Origin of the sequence: Rhodococcus sp. NCIMB 12038, assembly GCF_002165735.1 — a bacterium.
GTDB lineage: Bacteria > Actinomycetota > Actinomycetes > Mycobacteriales > Mycobacteriaceae > Rhodococcus_F.
In genome coordinates, this window is the sequence record NZ_NHML01000016.1 from 34,720 (window position 1) to 50,536 (window position 15,817).

Sequence of the window (15,817 nt, forward strand, 5' to 3'; positions counted from 1 at the left end):
AATTCCCTTCGCTCAGCGGTTGTTGTAGCCGGCATCGACCGGCAGGGTCACGCCCGTGACGTACCGCGCCTCGTCGGAGGCGAGGAACACGATGGCGTTGCTGATGTCGACGGCCTCGATCAGCTCGACCGGCATCGGATTCTTGTACGATTCGTCGTTCGCGACCTCGGGGTGCGAGTTCACGAACTCGCCGTATTCGGCGTTGGCCACCATCGGGGTGTTCACCCCGGTGGGATGCACGGTGTTGACCCGAATGCTGTGCTTGGCAAGCTGCTTCGAGTACAGGCGCATGAGACCGACGACGCCGTGCTTGGCCGCGGAGTAACCGGCCTGGCCGGGAAACGTGTTGAGTCCGATGCTGGTGAGGCCCGCGGCGGAACTGGTGATGACGATCGACCCGCCCTCGCCCCGCTCGATCAGCCCGGGCACCGTCACCTCGAGTACGTGCCACACGCCGGTGAGCATCACGTCGATGGCGTCGTGCCACGCCTGCGGCTGATCGCCGGGTCCGATGACGGGCATGATGCCGGCGTTGGGCAGGACGATGTCTACGTGCCCGAACTGTTCGATCCCGGCGTCGTACGCGCGCTGGACGTCGGCGCGGTTCCGGACGTCGCCCACCGACGTCACGATGGAACCGCCGGCCTCCTTGACCAGGCGTTCGGTCTCGGCGAGGTCGTCCGTGGTCGCCATCGGATAGAACACGGTGTCGATCTGCTCGCAGATGTCCATCGCGATGACCGAGGCGCCCTCCTCCGCCAGTCGCACCGCGTGCGAACGCCCCTGTCCGCGAGCCGCACCGGTGACGAACGCGACCTTCCCCTCGAGTCGTGCCATGACGTGTCCTCTCGTTGAACCGAGTCTGAGATGTCGGTGATGTGCGCCGGAATGTCGCGCGGCGTGCGCGCGAGGTGAGCACTGGATGTGAGCCTTGCGTTCGAGGACCGTCGGCCGGACGTCCTCGAAACGGACATTGTTTGTGAGCCGTGTCACAGGACAGTAGCGCGACGTTCGCCACTCGTCAACAGTGGAACAAATATCGTTCTCCGTCTTATGCCTCAGAGGTAGCCGGGAGCCTCGTTCCACTCACCGACCTGGTAGCACGTATGCGCATCCTCCTGCTCGAACGACAGCAACCGGCAGAGCCGGACCGCACCGTCGTCGTCGGGATCGATTCTCATCAAGGCGATCTGGGCCCCCGCGTCGCGCAGCACCTCGAGCGCCCGGACGAGCAGCGCCGCACCCAGGCCGCCTCCCCGCGCCTCCTTCTCGAGCACCAGCGCACGGATCCACGACGCCCGCAGTTCGAGGTGCGTGTGCAGTGACGGGTCCAGCCAGACGAAACCCTGGGCCCTGCCGGCGTCGCCGGACGCGAGAACGACGGACCCGGTTCCGTGGGCACGGCTCTCCGACAGTTTCTCGAGCTGAGCGGCCGGAATTCCCGAACGGCCCAGCACGTCATCGAGAGCCTCCACCGACCCAGGGGCGTCCAGGGCGCGCGGCGCCTCCAGCACGGACCCGTCCGGGAGCTGCACCGGATCGAGCGGAACCGCGAACGGCCCGGTCAGGCTGCGGAACAGGGTCCACAGCCGGCTCACCGACGAGATCCCGAACCGTCGAGTCAGGCGCTCGGCGGCGGGATGCGTGCCGAAGGCCCAGACGCGCAGCGCGCGCGCACCGGTGCCCATCCAGCCGTCCGGCCGGTCCACGTCGAGGCCCAGTTCCTCGACGAGCAGGGTCGCGATCCCCCGCGATCGATAGTCGGGGTGCACGACGAACTGAACGGTCCCGAGACCGTCGTCGTCCACGGCGATGTTGAGGTACGCCACCACGACGAGCGGAACGTCGTCGAGAGCGCTCAGACCGCGGCGCGCCTTGACGGCAAGTTGCGATACCCGCACCCCCGGCCGCGAACGTGCCGTGACATCACGCGGTTCGATGCGCGAGAACCCCGCTTCGTCGTCGTATTCCGCGGCCGCGCCCACCAGGGCGAGAACTTCGTCGCGGTCGTCGTCTGCGAGTTCCTCGCACCACTGACAGGAAATCATCCGTATCACTCCTCATCGGACGGTGTCACCTAAACCTAATGTTCATTGATAACACCCGCAACGGCCGGACCTGCGAGGGTTTACACATAAATCTATGTGAGTTAGATTTAAGGCGTCGATCCACACCGCATTCGGAGCCGGTGACGGGTAGCGGCGACCACGCCGGCCCATCGACTCCGCACGACACTGGAGGAAACGCAATGACCGAGGTCGGAGCCCCCCGCGAGGAACGCATTCGCCGCGCCCTGGATCACCTGCGCAACGACACGACGGACGAATTCGAGCACATCACCTGGTTCCAGCCGGAGGAGTTCACCGATCCGGCCGTCGCCAAGCGGGAACGCGACCTCATCTTCGGACGTGTCCCCTCGATCGTCGCGCACGGCTCCGAGATCCCCCGCGCCGGCGACTTCTTCACCCTGCAGATGCCGCGGAACAACATCATCGTGGTCCGTCAGCGCGACGGCGGTGTCAAGACGTTCGTCAACCTCTGCAGGCACCGCGGTGCCCTCCTCGAAAAGCAGGAGAAGGGCCGTTGCCGGCTCTTCTCCTGCCCCTACCACCGGTGGTCGTACGACACAGACGGCAGCCTCCGGACGATCACCCGCGACAACACGTTCGGCGAGACCGACACCACGAACATGGGGCTCGTCGAATTGCCGACCGAGGAACGGCACGGTTTCATCTGGGTCGTCGACGACGCGAACGCCGAGATCGACGTGGCGAGCTGGCTCGGCGAAGAGATGGATACGATCGTCGCCGGCTACGACCTCGGTTCCAAGATCGCCTTCCGGTCCGAGGGATTCGACGAGCCGGTGAACTGGAAGATCATGCAGGACGCCTTTCTCGACGGATACCACATCCAGTACGCCCACCCGAACACCGCGGCCAAGCACATCCACACCAACGTGCTGGCGTTCGAGGACTTCGGCAGGCACTGCCGATTCATCGCGCCGCGCAAGTCGATCGACCGGTGGATCGAAGAGGATCCCGGCGACCGGAGCCTGGCCAAGGACATCACCGAAACCCATTTCCTGCTCCCCAACAGCACCCTGCTGCGGCAGCCGGATCACTTCCAGCTCCTCACCTTCCGGCCACACCCCACCGATCCGCAGCGCTGCCGCATGGAGATGCGCCTGATCGTGCCGCCGGTCGCGGAGACCGAGATGACCGAGGAGCGGTGGAACCGCCTGTGGACCAAGAACTGGGAGATCCTCCTCGCCGTTCTCCACGCGGAGGACTTCCCCCTCCTGCGGGACTCGCAGCACGGCATGACCAGCGCCAACGCCGGCCGGATGGTATTGGGCCAGAACGAGGTCGCCAACCAGGTGTTCCGGCGTGAGACGCAGAAACTACTGGCAACGAACTGACAACATGATGTGCGGGGCGCCCACGGGCGTCCCGCATCAGGAGGAAGACATGCAGAGCGATCTGTTCGACCGGGACCACGAGTTGTTCCGCGAATCCGTGCGGGGATTCGTCGACAAGCACGTGGTGCCCCAACTCGAGAAGTGGGATGCGGATCGCCTGATCGATCGCGAGACCTGGCTGGCGGCCGGGCGCCAGGGGCTGCTCGGACTGTCCGTCCCCGAGGAGTACGGCGGGCCCGGTGAACTGGACTACCGCTTCCGCTTCGTGATCCAGCAGGAGATTGCCCGGGTCGGCGCGTCGGCCCTGCAGTCCGGGTTCTCCACGAACGACGACATCGTCCTGAACTACCTGCTCCGTCACGCCGACGACGAGCAGCGCCGGCGCTGGCTGTCCGGGTTCGTCACCGGTGAGACCATCGGCGCGATCGCCATGAGTGAGCCTGCCGCGGGCAGTGACCTGCGCGCCATCCAGACCACTGCGGTCGCCGACGGCGACAGCTGGGTGATCAACGGGTCCAAGACGTTCATCACCAGCGGAATCCTCGCCGACCTCGTGATCGTGTTCGCGAAGACCGATCCCTCGGCCGGCTCGCGCGGCTTCAGCCTCTTCGTCGTCGAGGACGGGACGCCGGGATTCGCCCGGGGCCGCAAACTCGACAAGCTCGGTCTGCACGCCCAGGACACCGCCGAATTGTTCTTCGAGGACGTCCGCGTCCCCAAGGAGAATCTGCTCGGTGAGATCGGTTCGGGGTTCGCGTATCTGATGCAGAGCCTCCCCCTCGAACGACTCGGCATCGGTATCGCCGCGCAGGTGTCCGCCGAGGCGGTCCTCGGCTGGACTCTCGACTACGTCAAGGAGCGGACGGCCTTCGGCAAGCGGGTCGGGGAATTTCAGGGCCTCGGGTTCACCCTCGCCGAACTGCAGACGGCCGTCGAGGTGTCCCGCGCGTACATCGACCGGTGCGTGCGTGAGCACAATGCGGGCACCCTCACCGCCGTGGATGCGGCGAAGGCGAAGCTCTGGGCCACGGAACTGCAGGGCCGCGTCATCGATGCCGGAGTGCAGTTCCACGGTGGCTACGGCTACATGATGGAGTATCCCGTCGCCAAGGCGTACATCGACGCCCGGATCCAGCGGATCTACGGCGGCACCAACGAGATCATGAAGGAAATCATCCATCGAGACCTGATGAAGGCCTGAACGATTCCGGGAAGAAGGGGTGCGGCGAAAATGTATTCGCCGCACCCCTTCTTTGCGCCGTTCCCACCCACGCATACCCGGTCAGAAACTACACTATTTAGGTAAAACGGTCGCTCTGCGGGAGAGGAGTCGGACGCGATGGGTGCACGCGCACGCACGGTGGCAGTTCTCGGAGCCCTGGCAGTCCTGGGCACTCCGGCGGTGGCCGACGCCGCCCCGGACACGGCCCCCGTGGGGCCGCCACAAACGGGGTGGCCTGCCGCGTGGGCCTATTCCATCGAGCACCCCGCCGCGATTCCGCAGGGAATGAACGATTTCTCGTGCAAGCCGGACGCCGCGCATCCGCGGCCCGTCGTCCTCGTCAACGGAACGTTCGAGAACAGCTACGCCAACTGGGCGATGTACTCACCGCGACTGAAAGCCGACGGCTACTGCGTCTTCGGCCTCGACTACGGCGGCCCGGACACCGGCCCGTTCCATCAGACCGGCGACATGCGCGTGTCCGCCCGGCAGGTCGGCGATTTCGTGGAGACGGTCCTCGCGGCTACCGGCGCCGATCGGGTCGACCTCGTCGGGCACTCCCAGGGCGGACTCGTGCCCCTCTACTACATCAACCACCTCGGGGGAGAGTCGAAGGTCGGCACGATGATCGGGGTCGCGCCCGCCACCAACGGCATCAGCGCCTATGGAATGCTGAATCTTCTCGCCGAGCATTCCCAGGCGAAAGACGCCGTCGGGGATGTAATTCCGGCGGTCGACGACGGGACGGCGGGTTCCGCGTTCGTCACAGAGACCGGGGAGAGCGGCATGACCCGCCCGGGAGTCGAGTATGCGACCGTCAGTTCGCGGCACGACCTCGTCGTGCAACTGAGCGAGTCGCAACTGCCGCCTGGGCCGAACGTGTCCAACGTCGTGGTTCAGGACTTCTGCCCCGAGGATCTGACCAATCACGGAACCATGGTGTACGACGACATCACGCTCCGGATCGTGCGCAACCTCCTCGATCCGGCGTCGGCCGTTGCTCCCGCCTGCCATCCCGTGGCGCCGCTGCCCTGAACCACGACCTCCGCTAGACGGCGGCCTCGGACGACGCCGCGGCCCGCTCCGCACCGTCCCGCGCGCGCTGTGTTCGCGACACCGAGACCCATGCGGCGGCGACGCCCGCCACCGAGATCGCCACCAGCAGGATGCTCAGGGCCGCGGTGCTGCCGCCGTCGTTGAACGCGAGTTGCACGGCGAGGACCGGTACGAGCGCGGCACCGAGCGCGTTCCCGAGTTCACGGCCGAGCCCCAGACCGCTGAAGGCGTGCCGGGTCTCGAAGAGCTCGGTGACGTACGCCCCCATCGGGCCGAAGATCGCAGCGACACCGACCCCGTTCCCGAGGACCAGGACCAACCAGAACGCGGCGGTACCGCCTCCGTGCCCGACGAGCCAGAACGCCGGGAAGGCGAGCAGCGCGGAGAACAAGAAGCCGGAGATGATGACCGGCCGTCGGCCGACCCGGTCCGACAGCATCCCGAACAGGGGAATGAATGCCGCACAACTCAATTGCGCGAGAACCAGGCCGATCAGGATGTCGGTCTGCCCCATGCCCAGCTGGTTGCGGCCGTAGGTCAGCATGAAGACGAGATAGAAATAGCCGAGACCGGCCTGCCCGAACACCATCACGAGCACGGACAGGATCGCGCGTGGCTGCCGGCGGATGACGTCGAGAACCGGGGACGTGGTCTTGTCGTTCGATTCCTCGATGTGGCGGAACGCCGGAGTCTCGGGCAACCGGGCCCGCAACGACAGGCCGTACAGGAGAATCAGTCCGCTGAGCAGGAACGGCAGGCGCCACCCCCAGGACATGAAGGCTTCCTCGGGGAGCGCGGCCGAGACGATCAGCAGGGCGCTGGTGCCGAGAACGCCGCCGATGGACGCCCCCGCCCCGGGCAGCGATCCGAGCAGTCCCCGTCGGCGCTGCGGCGCGAACTCCACCGCGACCAGGGTGGCGCCGCCGTATTCGGCGCTGGCCCCGATCCCCTGGAGGATCCGGAGGAGGACGAGGAGGGCCGGGGCAAGCCAGCCGATCTGCGAGTAGCCGGGTAGCAGTCCCACGAGCATCGTCGCGGCCCCCATCATCACGAGGGTGAAGACGAGGATCTTCTTCCGTCCGATCCGGTCGCCGAGGCTGCCGAGAACGACGCCGCCGATCGGCCGGACGAGGAAACCGACTGCGAACGTCCCGACCGCTTGCAGCGTGGCCAGGAACGGGCTCGCCCCGGAGAAGAACACGCTCCCGAACACCACCGACGCGGCGGAGGCGTAGAGGCTGAAATCGTAGTACTCGAGCAGGGTTCCGACGAACGCGGCTCGGCTGGCTCGTTTCGAGTCGCCGGCGGACCCGGAACCGGACACCGTCGTGGCGCCGTCTGCGGCGGTTGATGAGCTGGTTGTCATGCACACACTCCGTGTCGTGCGGTCTCGAAGAGTTCGAGAATGATTGTGACGGATGCCACGTTAACCAACAACCATTAGTTTTGTCTACGCATTACCTTCGGGTCTTTCGACCTCGCCGGAGCACCCTTGACATGGGCATGATTCGACAGCGGCCCAGGGTAACCCGGGCCGCTGTCGAATCAACTCGTGTGTCACCTCGCGGCGGAGGCGGCCACCCCGATTGGCGACGGATCCGTGACGGGCAGTTGCAGGATTCCCTCCGCCACGAGTCGATCCACTTCTGCGGTCGTCATGTTCAGCACGTCCGCGCAGATCTCCCGACTGTGCTGCCCGGCAATCGGGGCCTGCCGCAGCGGCGGATCGGCAATGGCCGAAAAGCGCGCGACGCGGGCCGCCGTGGGCAGCGCCTTCGGGAGCAACGCGTGATGCGTGACCGTGTAGGCGTCGCGGGCCGCCAGGTGCGGATCGGTGAGCAGTTCGGGAAGCCGCAGCATCATTCCGGCGGGCACTCCTGCCGCCTGCAACTGCGCGACCGCCGCTGCGGGAGAACGCGTCTGCAGCCACTCACCCAGCACGGCGTCGACGTCCACACGGTTGCGGATCCGCTCGGCCCGGGTGCGGAACGCTGGAGCGTCCGCCAGTTCGGGCGTGCCGATCGCGGCGCACAGGCGCACCCAGTCGTCGTCGTCCCGGACCGACACGACGCACCATTCGTCATCACCCGCACAGGCGAACACCCCGGCAGGTGCGGCGAACGGGTCGGAGTTGCCGGGCGCGGAGACGGTGCCCGGTCGGAGCGATTCGGTGACGAGTTGAGAACCGAGCTGGACGAGCGCGGTGTCGGCCTGCGCCACCTCCAGCGCCGCGCCCCTACCCGTGTGGGTTCGCTGGATCAGGGCGGCGAGTACCGCGATCGCCGTCACGTGCGCCGCGATGTGATCGGGATAGACGGTCGAGCCGTCACAGAGCAGGTCCTCGTTCCCGGGGTACCGCCACAGGGCGGACACACCGCACGCGGCACGCACCAGCGGGCCGTAGCCGAGTCGGTTGTTCCACGGCCCGGTGCTGCCGAACGCGCTGCTCTCGGACACGATGATGCCCGGGTTGAGGGCGGCGAGTTCGTCGTACGACAGGCCCATCGACGCGAGGGTGCCGGGCTTGAAATTGGCCAGGACCACGTCGGCCTCGGCGACGAGGCGGCGAAACAACTCCCCGCCCTCCGGGCTGCGCAGGTCCAGACCGAGGCTGCGCTTGTTGCGGTGCCCCCAGGCGACGGACGCGGCCAGCGCCGCACCCCGTTTCGACTGGCGGAGACCGTCGGGGAACTTGGCATTCTCGACCTTGATGACATCGGCGCCGTAATCGGCGAACTGGCGGCTGAGTTCGGCGCCGAAGACGATCACGCCCAGGTCGAGGACGCGAAGACCGTCGAGGGGGCGGGTGCCCCGCTGCCGGGTCCCGGACACCTCGGCGGCCGGCGCCTGCCGCTTCGTCTGGGGCTGGGCGTCGTGCTCCCCGATCTCGGGCGCCGGGGTCCTGATTCCGACGCGTGCGCCGTCGATCGACACGTATCCCGTCGGAACCCGGGCGTGCACCCCGGTGGCGATCTCCATGTCCGCGAGGGCACCGGCCACGTCGAAGTGCTCGGTGGTCAGTACTTCCCCGAGCGAGAGCACACCGCCGACCGGCACTCCCCTGGCCGCACCCTCGGCGACAAGTTGGTCGCGGGTGCGGGTCGCGAAGAGCGCCTCGATGAGGGGGTGCAGGGTGTCGGCGGCAGCGAACCGGGCCGGAATCGTGTCGTACTTCGGGTCGGCGAATTCTTCCGGCTCGCCGAGCCATTCGAACATTCCCCGCCACTGCCGTTTGGCCAGCAGGCAGATCCGCACGTAGCCGTCGGCGCAGGGGAACACCGGATAGAAGTTCGACGCGTCCGGCCGGTTCCGGGGGAAGTCGTCGGAGCGCCCCGCGGCCGCGGAACCCTGCGTCCCGAATCCGGGATCGAAGCCGTGCACGAGCGCTTCGAAGGCGGACAGGTCCACGACCTGCCCGTGTCCGGTGTGGATGCGGTCGTAGTAGGCGAGCAGCGCCGACCAGGCGGCGTGCATCCCCACCGTCTCCTCCACCAGGCCGGCGGGAGGAAGCAGGGGTTCGGCTCCGGGAGCACCGGAGCGGGACAGCACACCGCTCAGTGCGTACAGCACCTGTTCCGTGGCCGCCCAGTCCCGGTAGGGCCCGGTCTGCCCGAACGGTGTGACCGACACGCACACCAGTGACGTTGCGAGAGCGGAGAGTTCGGCCGCGCTCACTCCGTACTCACTCAGCAGTCCGGGCGCATGCGATTCCACCAGGATGTCGGATTCCGCGGCGAGTTCCCGGAGCCGGTCCCGGCCTGCGGGGTCGTCGAGGTCCACGACGATCCCCCGCTTGTTCGCGTTGCGCAGCGCGAACGGGATGCTGACCCCGTCCACCACGGGCTCGGCGCGGCGTGAACGCGCGCCTCCCGGGCCTTCCACCTTCGTCACCTGCGCGCCGAGGTCGGCGAGGTACCGGCCACACGACTCACCGAGGCCGTCGGTGAGATCCAGTACGCGGACACCGGTCAGCGGTAGCGTCATCGCCTGCTCCGTTCGATCAGTTCTGATGGTGAATGAAAAGCGCTTCGGCTCAGCGTGTTCCGAAGTAGACGGACTTCGTCGCGAAATACGGGTTCAGGCCTTCCGGACCGAGTTCGCGTCCGAGACCGGAGGACTTGACGCCCCCGAACGGCGCGTCGAGGTCGAGGGCGTAATGGTTGACGCCGACGGTCCCGCTGTGGATCCGCGAGGCCAGCGCGAGGCCGTGCTCCTCGTCGGCGGTCCAGACCGTGCCGCCCAGGCCGTATTCGGAGTCGTTGGCGATCGCCACGGCCTCGTCCTCGTCCGCGTAGGGGGTGATCGTCAGAACGGGTCCGAAGATCTCCTCCTGGGCGATGCGGGCGGAGTTGTCCACGTCCACGAACACCGTCGGCTCGACGAACCAGCCGAGCGGCTGCGAATCCGGTACGCCCCCGCCGGTCGTGATGCGGTAGCCCGCGCTGCGCCCGTCCTCGATGTAGCCGAGCACGCGCTCACGCTGGGCGGCGCTGACCAGCGGCCCGATCGCGGTGGTCTTGTCGAGGGGATCCCCGACGACGAGACCCCGGACCGTCTCGGTGACCGCCTCGACGACCTCGTCGTATCGGGCACGGGGGGCGAGGATCCGGGTACTCGCATGGCACGTCTGGCCGTTGTTCACCAGGGAGACCTCGGCGAGGTTCGCGGCGAAGACGGACAGGTCGGCGTCGGCCGCCACGATCGCAGCCGATTTGCCGCCGAGTTCGAGCGTGACGGGGCGCAGCAGTCTGCCGCACACCTCGCCGATCGCTCGTCCCGCCGCGGTCGAACCGGTGAACGCGACCTTGTCGACCCCCGGGTGCTGCACCAGGTACGCGCTCGCCTCGCGGCCGGCGGGCACGATGTTCAGGACGCCGGGAGGCAGACCCGCCTCCTCGGCGGCGTCCGCGAACGCGAATGCGTCGAGCGCGGTTTCGGGGGCGGCCTTGAGCACCACGGTGCACCCGGCCGCGAGCGCGGGCGCGATCTTCATCGCGGCGAGGGGTTGCGGGTAGTTCCAGGGCGTGATCGCGGCGACGACACCCACCGGCTCACGCCGGACCACCGTGCGGCCGCCGAACGCGCTGGGACGGACGTCCTCGGACGCCGCGTCGCGGGCGAGCGCGGCGTAGTAGCGGATCATGGCGGCGGGCCCGAAACCGTTGACCCCGGCGGAGAGTGAGATCGGCATCCCGTTCTCGCGCGTCACCAACGTCGCGGTGTCGCGACCACGCTTCTTCAGCGCGGACGCGAACACGTCGAGAAGGTCTGCACGAGCGCGGTTGTCGAGCTGCCCCCACGGTCCGCGGAGTGCGTCGCGTGCGGCGGCGACGGCGGCATCGATGTCGGCCGCCGAAGCGAGCGCCGAACGCCCGAGCACCTTCTCCGTGGCAGCCTCTACGACGTCGGCCGCGGCACCCTCTTGCGGGGCGACCCACCGGCCACCGATGAACAGAGCGTCGCGGTCCACGGTCATGTTGTCCATGTCGATCCTTCTCACAGAGTCGGGGTGCTACAGCACGTCTTCGTGGGCGAACAGCGTCGAACTGACGAGCGGTGCCATCGGGCCGCCGATGAACAGCGACGTCTTGGCGTGCGCCACGGGATTGGTCGACGTGCCCCGGATCTGCCGCACCGCTTCGACGGCGAGCCCCATTCCGTTGACGAACGAGTCGGCGATGTTGCCGCCACTGGTGTTCACGGGGAGCTTGCCCACGCCCGCGGTGAGGTTGTCCACGGTGAGAACCTCGCCTGCGGCGGGGCCGGACGGCGCCAGGCCGTGGTCGATGAGCGCGGCGACGGCGGGCCCGCTGAAGTTCTCGTACACCTGGACGACGTCCACGTCGTCGGGGCCGAGACCGGCGGCGGCCCAGAGGCGGTCCGCGACCCCGGGCCGACCCGCAGTGCCCGCGAAACCCGCGGTGGCGTACTGGTCGTCGTTGTCGATGATCGAGGAGTAGCCGCCCGGTGCGCCCTGCGCTCCCGCGAGAACGTATGCGGGATCGGGTCGCAGCGACTTCGCGCGGTCGGCGGAGACCAGCACCAGCGCGACGGCGCCGTCGCTCTCCCGCGAGCAGTCGTACAGGTGGAACGGTTCGGTGATCAGGCGGGAGGATTCGTACGTCGCCTCGTCGAGCGGCTTGCCGTAGCCCTGCGCGGTCGGATTGTTCTGGGCGTGCCGGTACGCGGCGAGCACCAGGGCGCGCATGGTCTCGCGCGGCACCCCGTCGTGCTCGAGCAGGCGCTGCGTCCGCAGCGCGCACACCTGCGCAGGCGATCCGACGCCGTGCGCGAGGAAGTGCGGGCCGTAGTGGTACTTCGCGTATCCGAGCCGCCCGGTATCCGCCTGTGCCATCGAGCGGTAGACGACGACGCACTCGGCCTGCCCGGCAGCGATCGCGACGGCGGCATTGTTGATCGCGGCAGCGACCGTCCCGCCGCCACCGCCCCACATCATGTTCGACCACCGGACGTCGTCGACGCCCAGTGCGCCGCCGATGACCGCACCGTCGTGCCCGCCGCCCGCATACGACACGAATCCGTCGAGTTCGCGCGGCGAGATGCCGGCGTCCGAGCATGCGGCGAGGATCGCCTCGAGCGTCATCCTCAGTTCACCCGCCGGGGCCTCGCCGCGGCGGTAGTGCAGTTCGGACACGCCGACGACGGCGGCCGCCCCGCGCATGGTGAGTGCACTCATGCCTCCGCTCCTTCGGTGGATCGACGCCAGCGCAGCAGCGGCCAGGTCGCGCCTTCGTCGTGCTCGATGTGCCCGACGACCGGGTCGCCGATGCGGATGGCGTCGGTGTCGTCGCCGGTCAGGATTCCGAGTACCCGGCGGTGCCCGGCCTCGGGAAGTTCCACCAGGACCGTCACGTACGGGACGCGGTCGGCCAGTTCGGTGATGAATGGGTACCAACTGCGCGACCAGCTGTACACGGTTCCGGTGGGCGTCACGGACTCCCAGTTCGGGTCGAGGGTGTGGCAGGATCCGCAGACCCATTGCGGTCCCCAGATCCAGGTCTTGCAGTTGCCGCAACGCTGGAGCCGCAGCTCACCTCGGGTGAGCCCGTCCCAGTACGGTTGGTCGAGGCCGTCGGCGGACGGTCCCCACGGTTCTCCCGTCATGCCGGACTCCCTCCTTCGGCGGGGAAGTTCTCGAGCGCCGCGGCCAGCCAGCGGCCGTCGTGACGCTCCCAGATCGACCGCAGGCCGATCGTGCCGCCCGGGGTCGTGTACACCGTCTCGCCGATTCGGCGGTCGCCGTCGGCCCGGACGTCCTTGATCTCGAACCCGTCGACGTCGCCGCGGGGAACGGTGACACCGTCGAACACGGCGGGCAGATTCGCCTGAACCATGTCGGCGAGCGCGGACTTCATGTCTCCGGACACCACGTATCCGACGTGCCGCTCGTACAGTTCGCGGAAGTCTTCGACAGACATTCGAAACTCCTTTTCTCCGTGAGAACCTCACGCCTCACGGCGGATGCCCTCGATTCCTATACCTTATGTCGTTAGGTAAACTGGAGTCAATCGTCCGCGAATCGGAACGTGCCGTCGGCGGCGACGACCGCTGGGTCCCGCGCGACGTCGACGCCGACCAGACGGGCCAGCGCGCCCGCTTCCGTCGTGGTGGCCAGCGTGCGTTCGCCGGTGCCGGTCCGCACCGCCACGAAGCCGCGCTCCGGGGCGCCGTCGCGACCGTGCACCACCGTCCAGCACTCGATCGAGCCGGACCCCTCATAGCTCGTGAGCGCTCGCGTGGTCGGTTGCGCATCGACGTCGGCCTGAACGTCCTGACGCCGGAAACCGCTGCGCGGCGGCTCCGTCCGGTAGACGCCGAACGCGTGCTTGGTGAGGTAGCCGCCGTTCGCCGTGATCAGCCCGTACGTTCCCGGCGCCTCGCGCAGCCGGGTCGCCAGGGTGGCGATCGCGTGGGTGCTGTAGTTGTTCCACGGACCGCCCGCGAACGTGAGGCCGCCGGTGAGCGTCAGCGGACGGCCGGGATCGTCGAGGGGCAGACCCAACTCGGCCGCGGCGACCTGGACGGCCGACGGGAAGCACGAATACACGTCCACGTGCGCCAGGTCGTCCCGCCCGATTCCCGAGAGTTCCAGGGCGCGCGCCCCCGCCAGCCGGATGGCGGGTGACCGATCGAGCGCCTCCCGTTCGGCGATGTCGTACGTGTCGTGCGCCTCGGTGCCTGCGTGCGGAAAGACCCAGTTGTCGCGGGGGATCCCGAGGCGGGCGGCGACGCCGACGGAGCAGAGCAGCAGCGCCGCACCCTGCTCCACCATGTTGTTCGAGTTCATCAGCTTGGTGTACGGCCTGCTGATCCACCGATTGTCCTCGGACGGCGTGACGATCTCGTCGGCCGTGTACTTGCGGCCGGTCCACGCGTGCGGGTTCGTCGCCGCCACCTTGCTGAATCCCGACCAGAGTGCGCCGATCGCGCCGCGGTGCTCGTCCTCCGATCGCCCCGACGAGATCCGCAGCGCCTGCTCGAACAGGGGGTACACGTATGCGGGCCGGTCGAGTCCGATCCTGGACTGACCGTCGAAGACCATCGGCACCTCGGGGACGAGGACCTCTGCGGGCGCAACCGAGTCGTCCTGCACGGTCCACTCCGGGCGAACACCCTGGGACCGCAGCTTCATCCGGGTCCGCCAGGACTCGGCACCGCCCACCAGGACGACGTCGGTCCGGCCCGCCGAGATGTCCTCGGCCGCCTGGTTGACGAGGACCTGCGGGCCGCTGCCCCCGCTGCCGGTGTACCCGGTGTGCCGGACGGCGGCGCCGATGCGTTCGCCGACCAGCGCCCCGGGGTCGCGGTACCGCCACGACAGCATCCCGATCAACCGGACCGAGTCGACGAGTTCGAGCAGACGCGGCGATCCCGCCTCGGCGGCAGCGGCGCGGGCCGCTGCGACGATCAGGTCGACGGGTTCCACTCCCCCGGTCCGCTCGTTGACCTGTCCGCCGCCGACGAGGATCGGGGTGCGCGGATCGAGCGTCACGACATCACCGCCTCGAGGATGCGTTCCCGGTTCTCCGGCCTCGGCCAGCCGCCGAGGATCAGCGTCGTCAAGCACGTGGGTTTCCAGCGGTTCACGATGTCCTCACAGATCTTGTCGGCAGGCCCGATCAGCGCGACGTCCTCGACCATCTCGGTCGGAACGGCCTGCGCGGCGAGATCAGGCCGACCCCGCAGGTACAACTCCTGGATCTCGGCGCAGACCTCGCTCCAGCCCATGCGGGCGAAGACGTCGTTGTGGAAATTGGCGCCCTTCGCGCCCATGCCGCCGGCGTACAGCGCGACGACAGGCTTGATCTTGGCCGCCGCCTTTTCCACGTCGTCGTTCTCGACCAGCCAGCACACGTTGGCGATCTCGAAATCCGACGGCGACCGGCGGGCCCCGTCCCGGCCGAACCCCTCGGCCAGCGCGGCGCGGTAGAACTCGTCGCTCTTGGGCGAGAACCACAGCGGCGTCCAGCCGTCCGCGATCTCCGCGGCGAGCGCGACGTTCTTCGGCCCCTCCGCCCCGAGATAGACCGGAATGTCCTCGCGCAGTGGGTGAACGATCGACTTCAACGGCTTTCCGAGACCGCTGCCACCGTCCAGCGGGAGCTGATAGTGCCTGCCTTCGTAGGTCACCGGCTTCTCCCGGGCCCACACCGCACGCATGATCTCGACGTACTCACGGGTCCGCTCGAGCGGCCGGGGATACGGTTGCCCGTACCAGCCCTCGACCACCTGCGGTCCCGACGCGCCGATGCCGACGATCACCCGGCCCCCGCTGAGGTGGTCGACCGTCTGCGCCGCCATCGCCAGGGCGGTCGGCGTCCGGGCCGACATCTGGCAGACCGCGGTGCCGAGTTTGATCGTGGACGTGCGCGATCCCCACCAGGCGAGGGGGGTCAGCGCGTCCGAGCCGTAGGTCTCCGCCGTCCAGAAGCTGTCCACGCCGAGCGCCTCGGCCTCGGCGAGCATCCGGTCGACGTTGCGCGGCGGCCCGGATCCCCAATATCCAGCGGCGATACCGACTTTCACTGATCTTCCTCGCTTACTGCCCCGGAGGGCGGGTGGTGCTGCTGCAGTGCTGTGTCACGTCCCGGCCGTGGCGT

General features: G+C 68.3%; 13 protein-coding genes. 3 read left to right on the forward strand and 10 right to left on the reverse strand.

The window, feature by feature from the left end; all coding sequences use genetic code 11:
* Positions 1–12: 12 nt before the first annotated feature.
* Both CA951_RS24165 and CA951_RS24170 read right to left on the reverse strand, forming a co-directional pair.
* Entirely contained in the window at positions 13–837 is an 825-nt protein-coding gene (locus CA951_RS24165) for a mycofactocin-coupled SDR family oxidoreductase (protein ID WP_087559244.1), read from the reverse strand.
* Positions 838–1,058: 221 nt separating this feature from the next.
* Positions 1,059–2,048 (reverse strand): GNAT family N-acetyltransferase, encoded by a 990-nt coding sequence (locus tag CA951_RS24170; protein ID WP_087559245.1) that lies wholly within the window; start codon positions 2,046–2,048, stop codon positions 1,059–1,061.
* A gap of 200 nt (positions 2,049–2,248) precedes the next feature.
* On the opposite strand from CA951_RS24170, the gene CA951_RS24175 reads away from it, so the two are divergent.
* From CA951_RS24175 to CA951_RS24185, 3 genes are all read left to right on the forward strand, one after another.
* Positions 2,249–3,418 (forward strand): aromatic ring-hydroxylating dioxygenase subunit alpha, encoded by a 1,170-nt coding sequence (locus CA951_RS24175; RefSeq protein WP_087559246.1) that lies wholly within the window; start codon positions 2,249–2,251, stop codon positions 3,416–3,418.
* Positions 3,419–3,467: 49 nt separating this feature from the next.
* Entirely contained in the window at positions 3,468–4,619 is a 1,152-nt protein-coding gene (locus CA951_RS24180) for an acyl-CoA dehydrogenase family protein (protein ID WP_087559392.1), read from the forward strand.
* Positions 4,620–4,757: 138 nt separating this feature from the next.
* Positions 4,758–5,675, forward strand: coding sequence for a triacylglycerol lipase (locus tag CA951_RS24185; protein ID WP_256974050.1), 918 nt, complete (start codon positions 4,758–4,760; stop codon positions 5,673–5,675).
* Positions 5,676–5,688: 13 nt separating this feature from the next.
* Here the strand turns inward: CA951_RS24185 and CA951_RS24190 are convergent, their stop codons facing one another.
* The 8 genes from CA951_RS24190 to CA951_RS24225 form a co-directional block, all read right to left on the reverse strand.
* Entirely contained in the window at positions 5,689–7,062 is a 1,374-nt protein-coding gene (locus CA951_RS24190) for an MFS transporter (RefSeq protein ID WP_087559247.1), read from the reverse strand.
* 191 nt (positions 7,063–7,253) lie between these two features.
* A complete protein-coding gene (locus CA951_RS24195) occupies positions 7,254–9,680 on the reverse strand; it encodes a CaiB/BaiF CoA-transferase family protein (RefSeq protein ID WP_087559248.1) in 2,427 nt (808 codons plus the stop codon).
* Positions 9,681–9,729: 49 nt separating this feature from the next.
* The gene (locus tag CA951_RS24200; protein ID WP_087559249.1) at positions 9,730–11,181 is read right to left on the reverse strand and encodes an aldehyde dehydrogenase; all 1,452 of its coding nucleotides are present in this window, start codon (positions 11,179–11,181) and stop codon (positions 9,730–9,732) included.
* A 27-nt stretch (positions 11,182–11,208) separates the two neighbouring features.
* Positions 11,209–12,393: a transporter gene (locus CA951_RS24205; RefSeq protein ID WP_087559250.1), complete on the reverse strand. Its 1,185-nt coding sequence runs from the start codon at positions 12,391–12,393 to the stop codon at positions 11,209–11,211.
* Positions 12,390–12,821, reverse strand: a complete 432-nt coding sequence (locus tag CA951_RS24210; RefSeq protein WP_087559251.1) for a Zn-ribbon domain-containing OB-fold protein — start codon at positions 12,819–12,821, stop codon at positions 12,390–12,392. Before CA951_RS24210 ends, CA951_RS24205 begins: the two co-directional genes overlap by 4 nt.
* Positions 12,818–13,135, reverse strand: coding sequence for a hypothetical protein (locus CA951_RS24215; RefSeq protein WP_087559252.1), 318 nt, complete (start codon positions 13,133–13,135; stop codon positions 12,818–12,820). The genes CA951_RS24210 and CA951_RS24215 overlap by 4 nt, the downstream gene beginning before the upstream one ends.
* Positions 13,136–13,221: 86 nt before the next feature.
* Entirely contained in the window at positions 13,222–14,709 is a 1,488-nt protein-coding gene (locus CA951_RS24220) for an acetyl-CoA acetyltransferase (protein ID WP_087559253.1), read from the reverse strand.
* Positions 14,706–15,743 (reverse strand): LLM class F420-dependent oxidoreductase, encoded by a 1,038-nt coding sequence (locus CA951_RS24225; protein WP_087559254.1) that lies wholly within the window; start codon positions 15,741–15,743, stop codon positions 14,706–14,708. The genes CA951_RS24220 and CA951_RS24225 overlap by 4 nt, the downstream gene beginning before the upstream one ends.
* Between the last annotated feature and the right edge of the window lie 74 nt (positions 15,744–15,817).

Bases quoted from the DNA above. Each gene is read 5' to 3' on its own strand.
- CA951_RS24205 (WP_087559250.1), bottom strand. From the start codon at position 12,393: ATGAGTGCACTCACCATGCGCGGGGCGGCCGCCGTCGTCGGCGTGTCC.
- CA951_RS24200 (WP_087559249.1), bottom strand. From the start codon at position 11,181: ATGGACAACATGACCGTGGACCGCGACGCTCTGTTCATCGGTGGCCGG.
- CA951_RS24165 (WP_087559244.1), bottom strand. From the start codon at position 837: ATGGCACGACTCGAGGGGAAGGTCGCGTTCGTCACCGGTGCGGCTCGC.
- CA951_RS24210 (WP_087559251.1), bottom strand. From the start codon at position 12,821: ATGACGGGAGAACCGTGGGGACCGTCCGCCGACGGCCTCGACCAACCG.
- CA951_RS24195 (WP_087559248.1), bottom strand. From the start codon at position 9,680: ATGACGCTACCGCTGACCGGTGTCCGCGTACTGGATCTCACCGACGGC.
- CA951_RS24190 (WP_087559247.1), bottom strand. From the start codon at position 7,062: ATGACAACCAGCTCATCAACCGCCGCAGACGGCGCCACGACGGTGTCC.
- CA951_RS24215 (WP_087559252.1), bottom strand. From the start codon at position 13,135: ATGTCTGTCGAAGACTTCCGCGAACTGTACGAGCGGCACGTCGGATAC.
- CA951_RS24180 (WP_087559392.1), top strand. From the start codon at position 3,468: ATGCAGAGCGATCTGTTCGACCGGGACCACGAGTTGTTCCGCGAATCC.
- CA951_RS24170 (WP_087559245.1), bottom strand. From the start codon at position 2,048: ATGATTTCCTGTCAGTGGTGCGAGGAACTCGCAGACGACGACCGCGAC.
- CA951_RS24175 (WP_087559246.1), top strand. From the start codon at position 2,249: ATGACCGAGGTCGGAGCCCCCCGCGAGGAACGCATTCGCCGCGCCCTG.
- CA951_RS24185 (WP_256974050.1), top strand. From the start codon at position 4,758: ATGGGTGCACGCGCACGCACGGTGGCAGTTCTCGGAGCCCTGGCAGTC.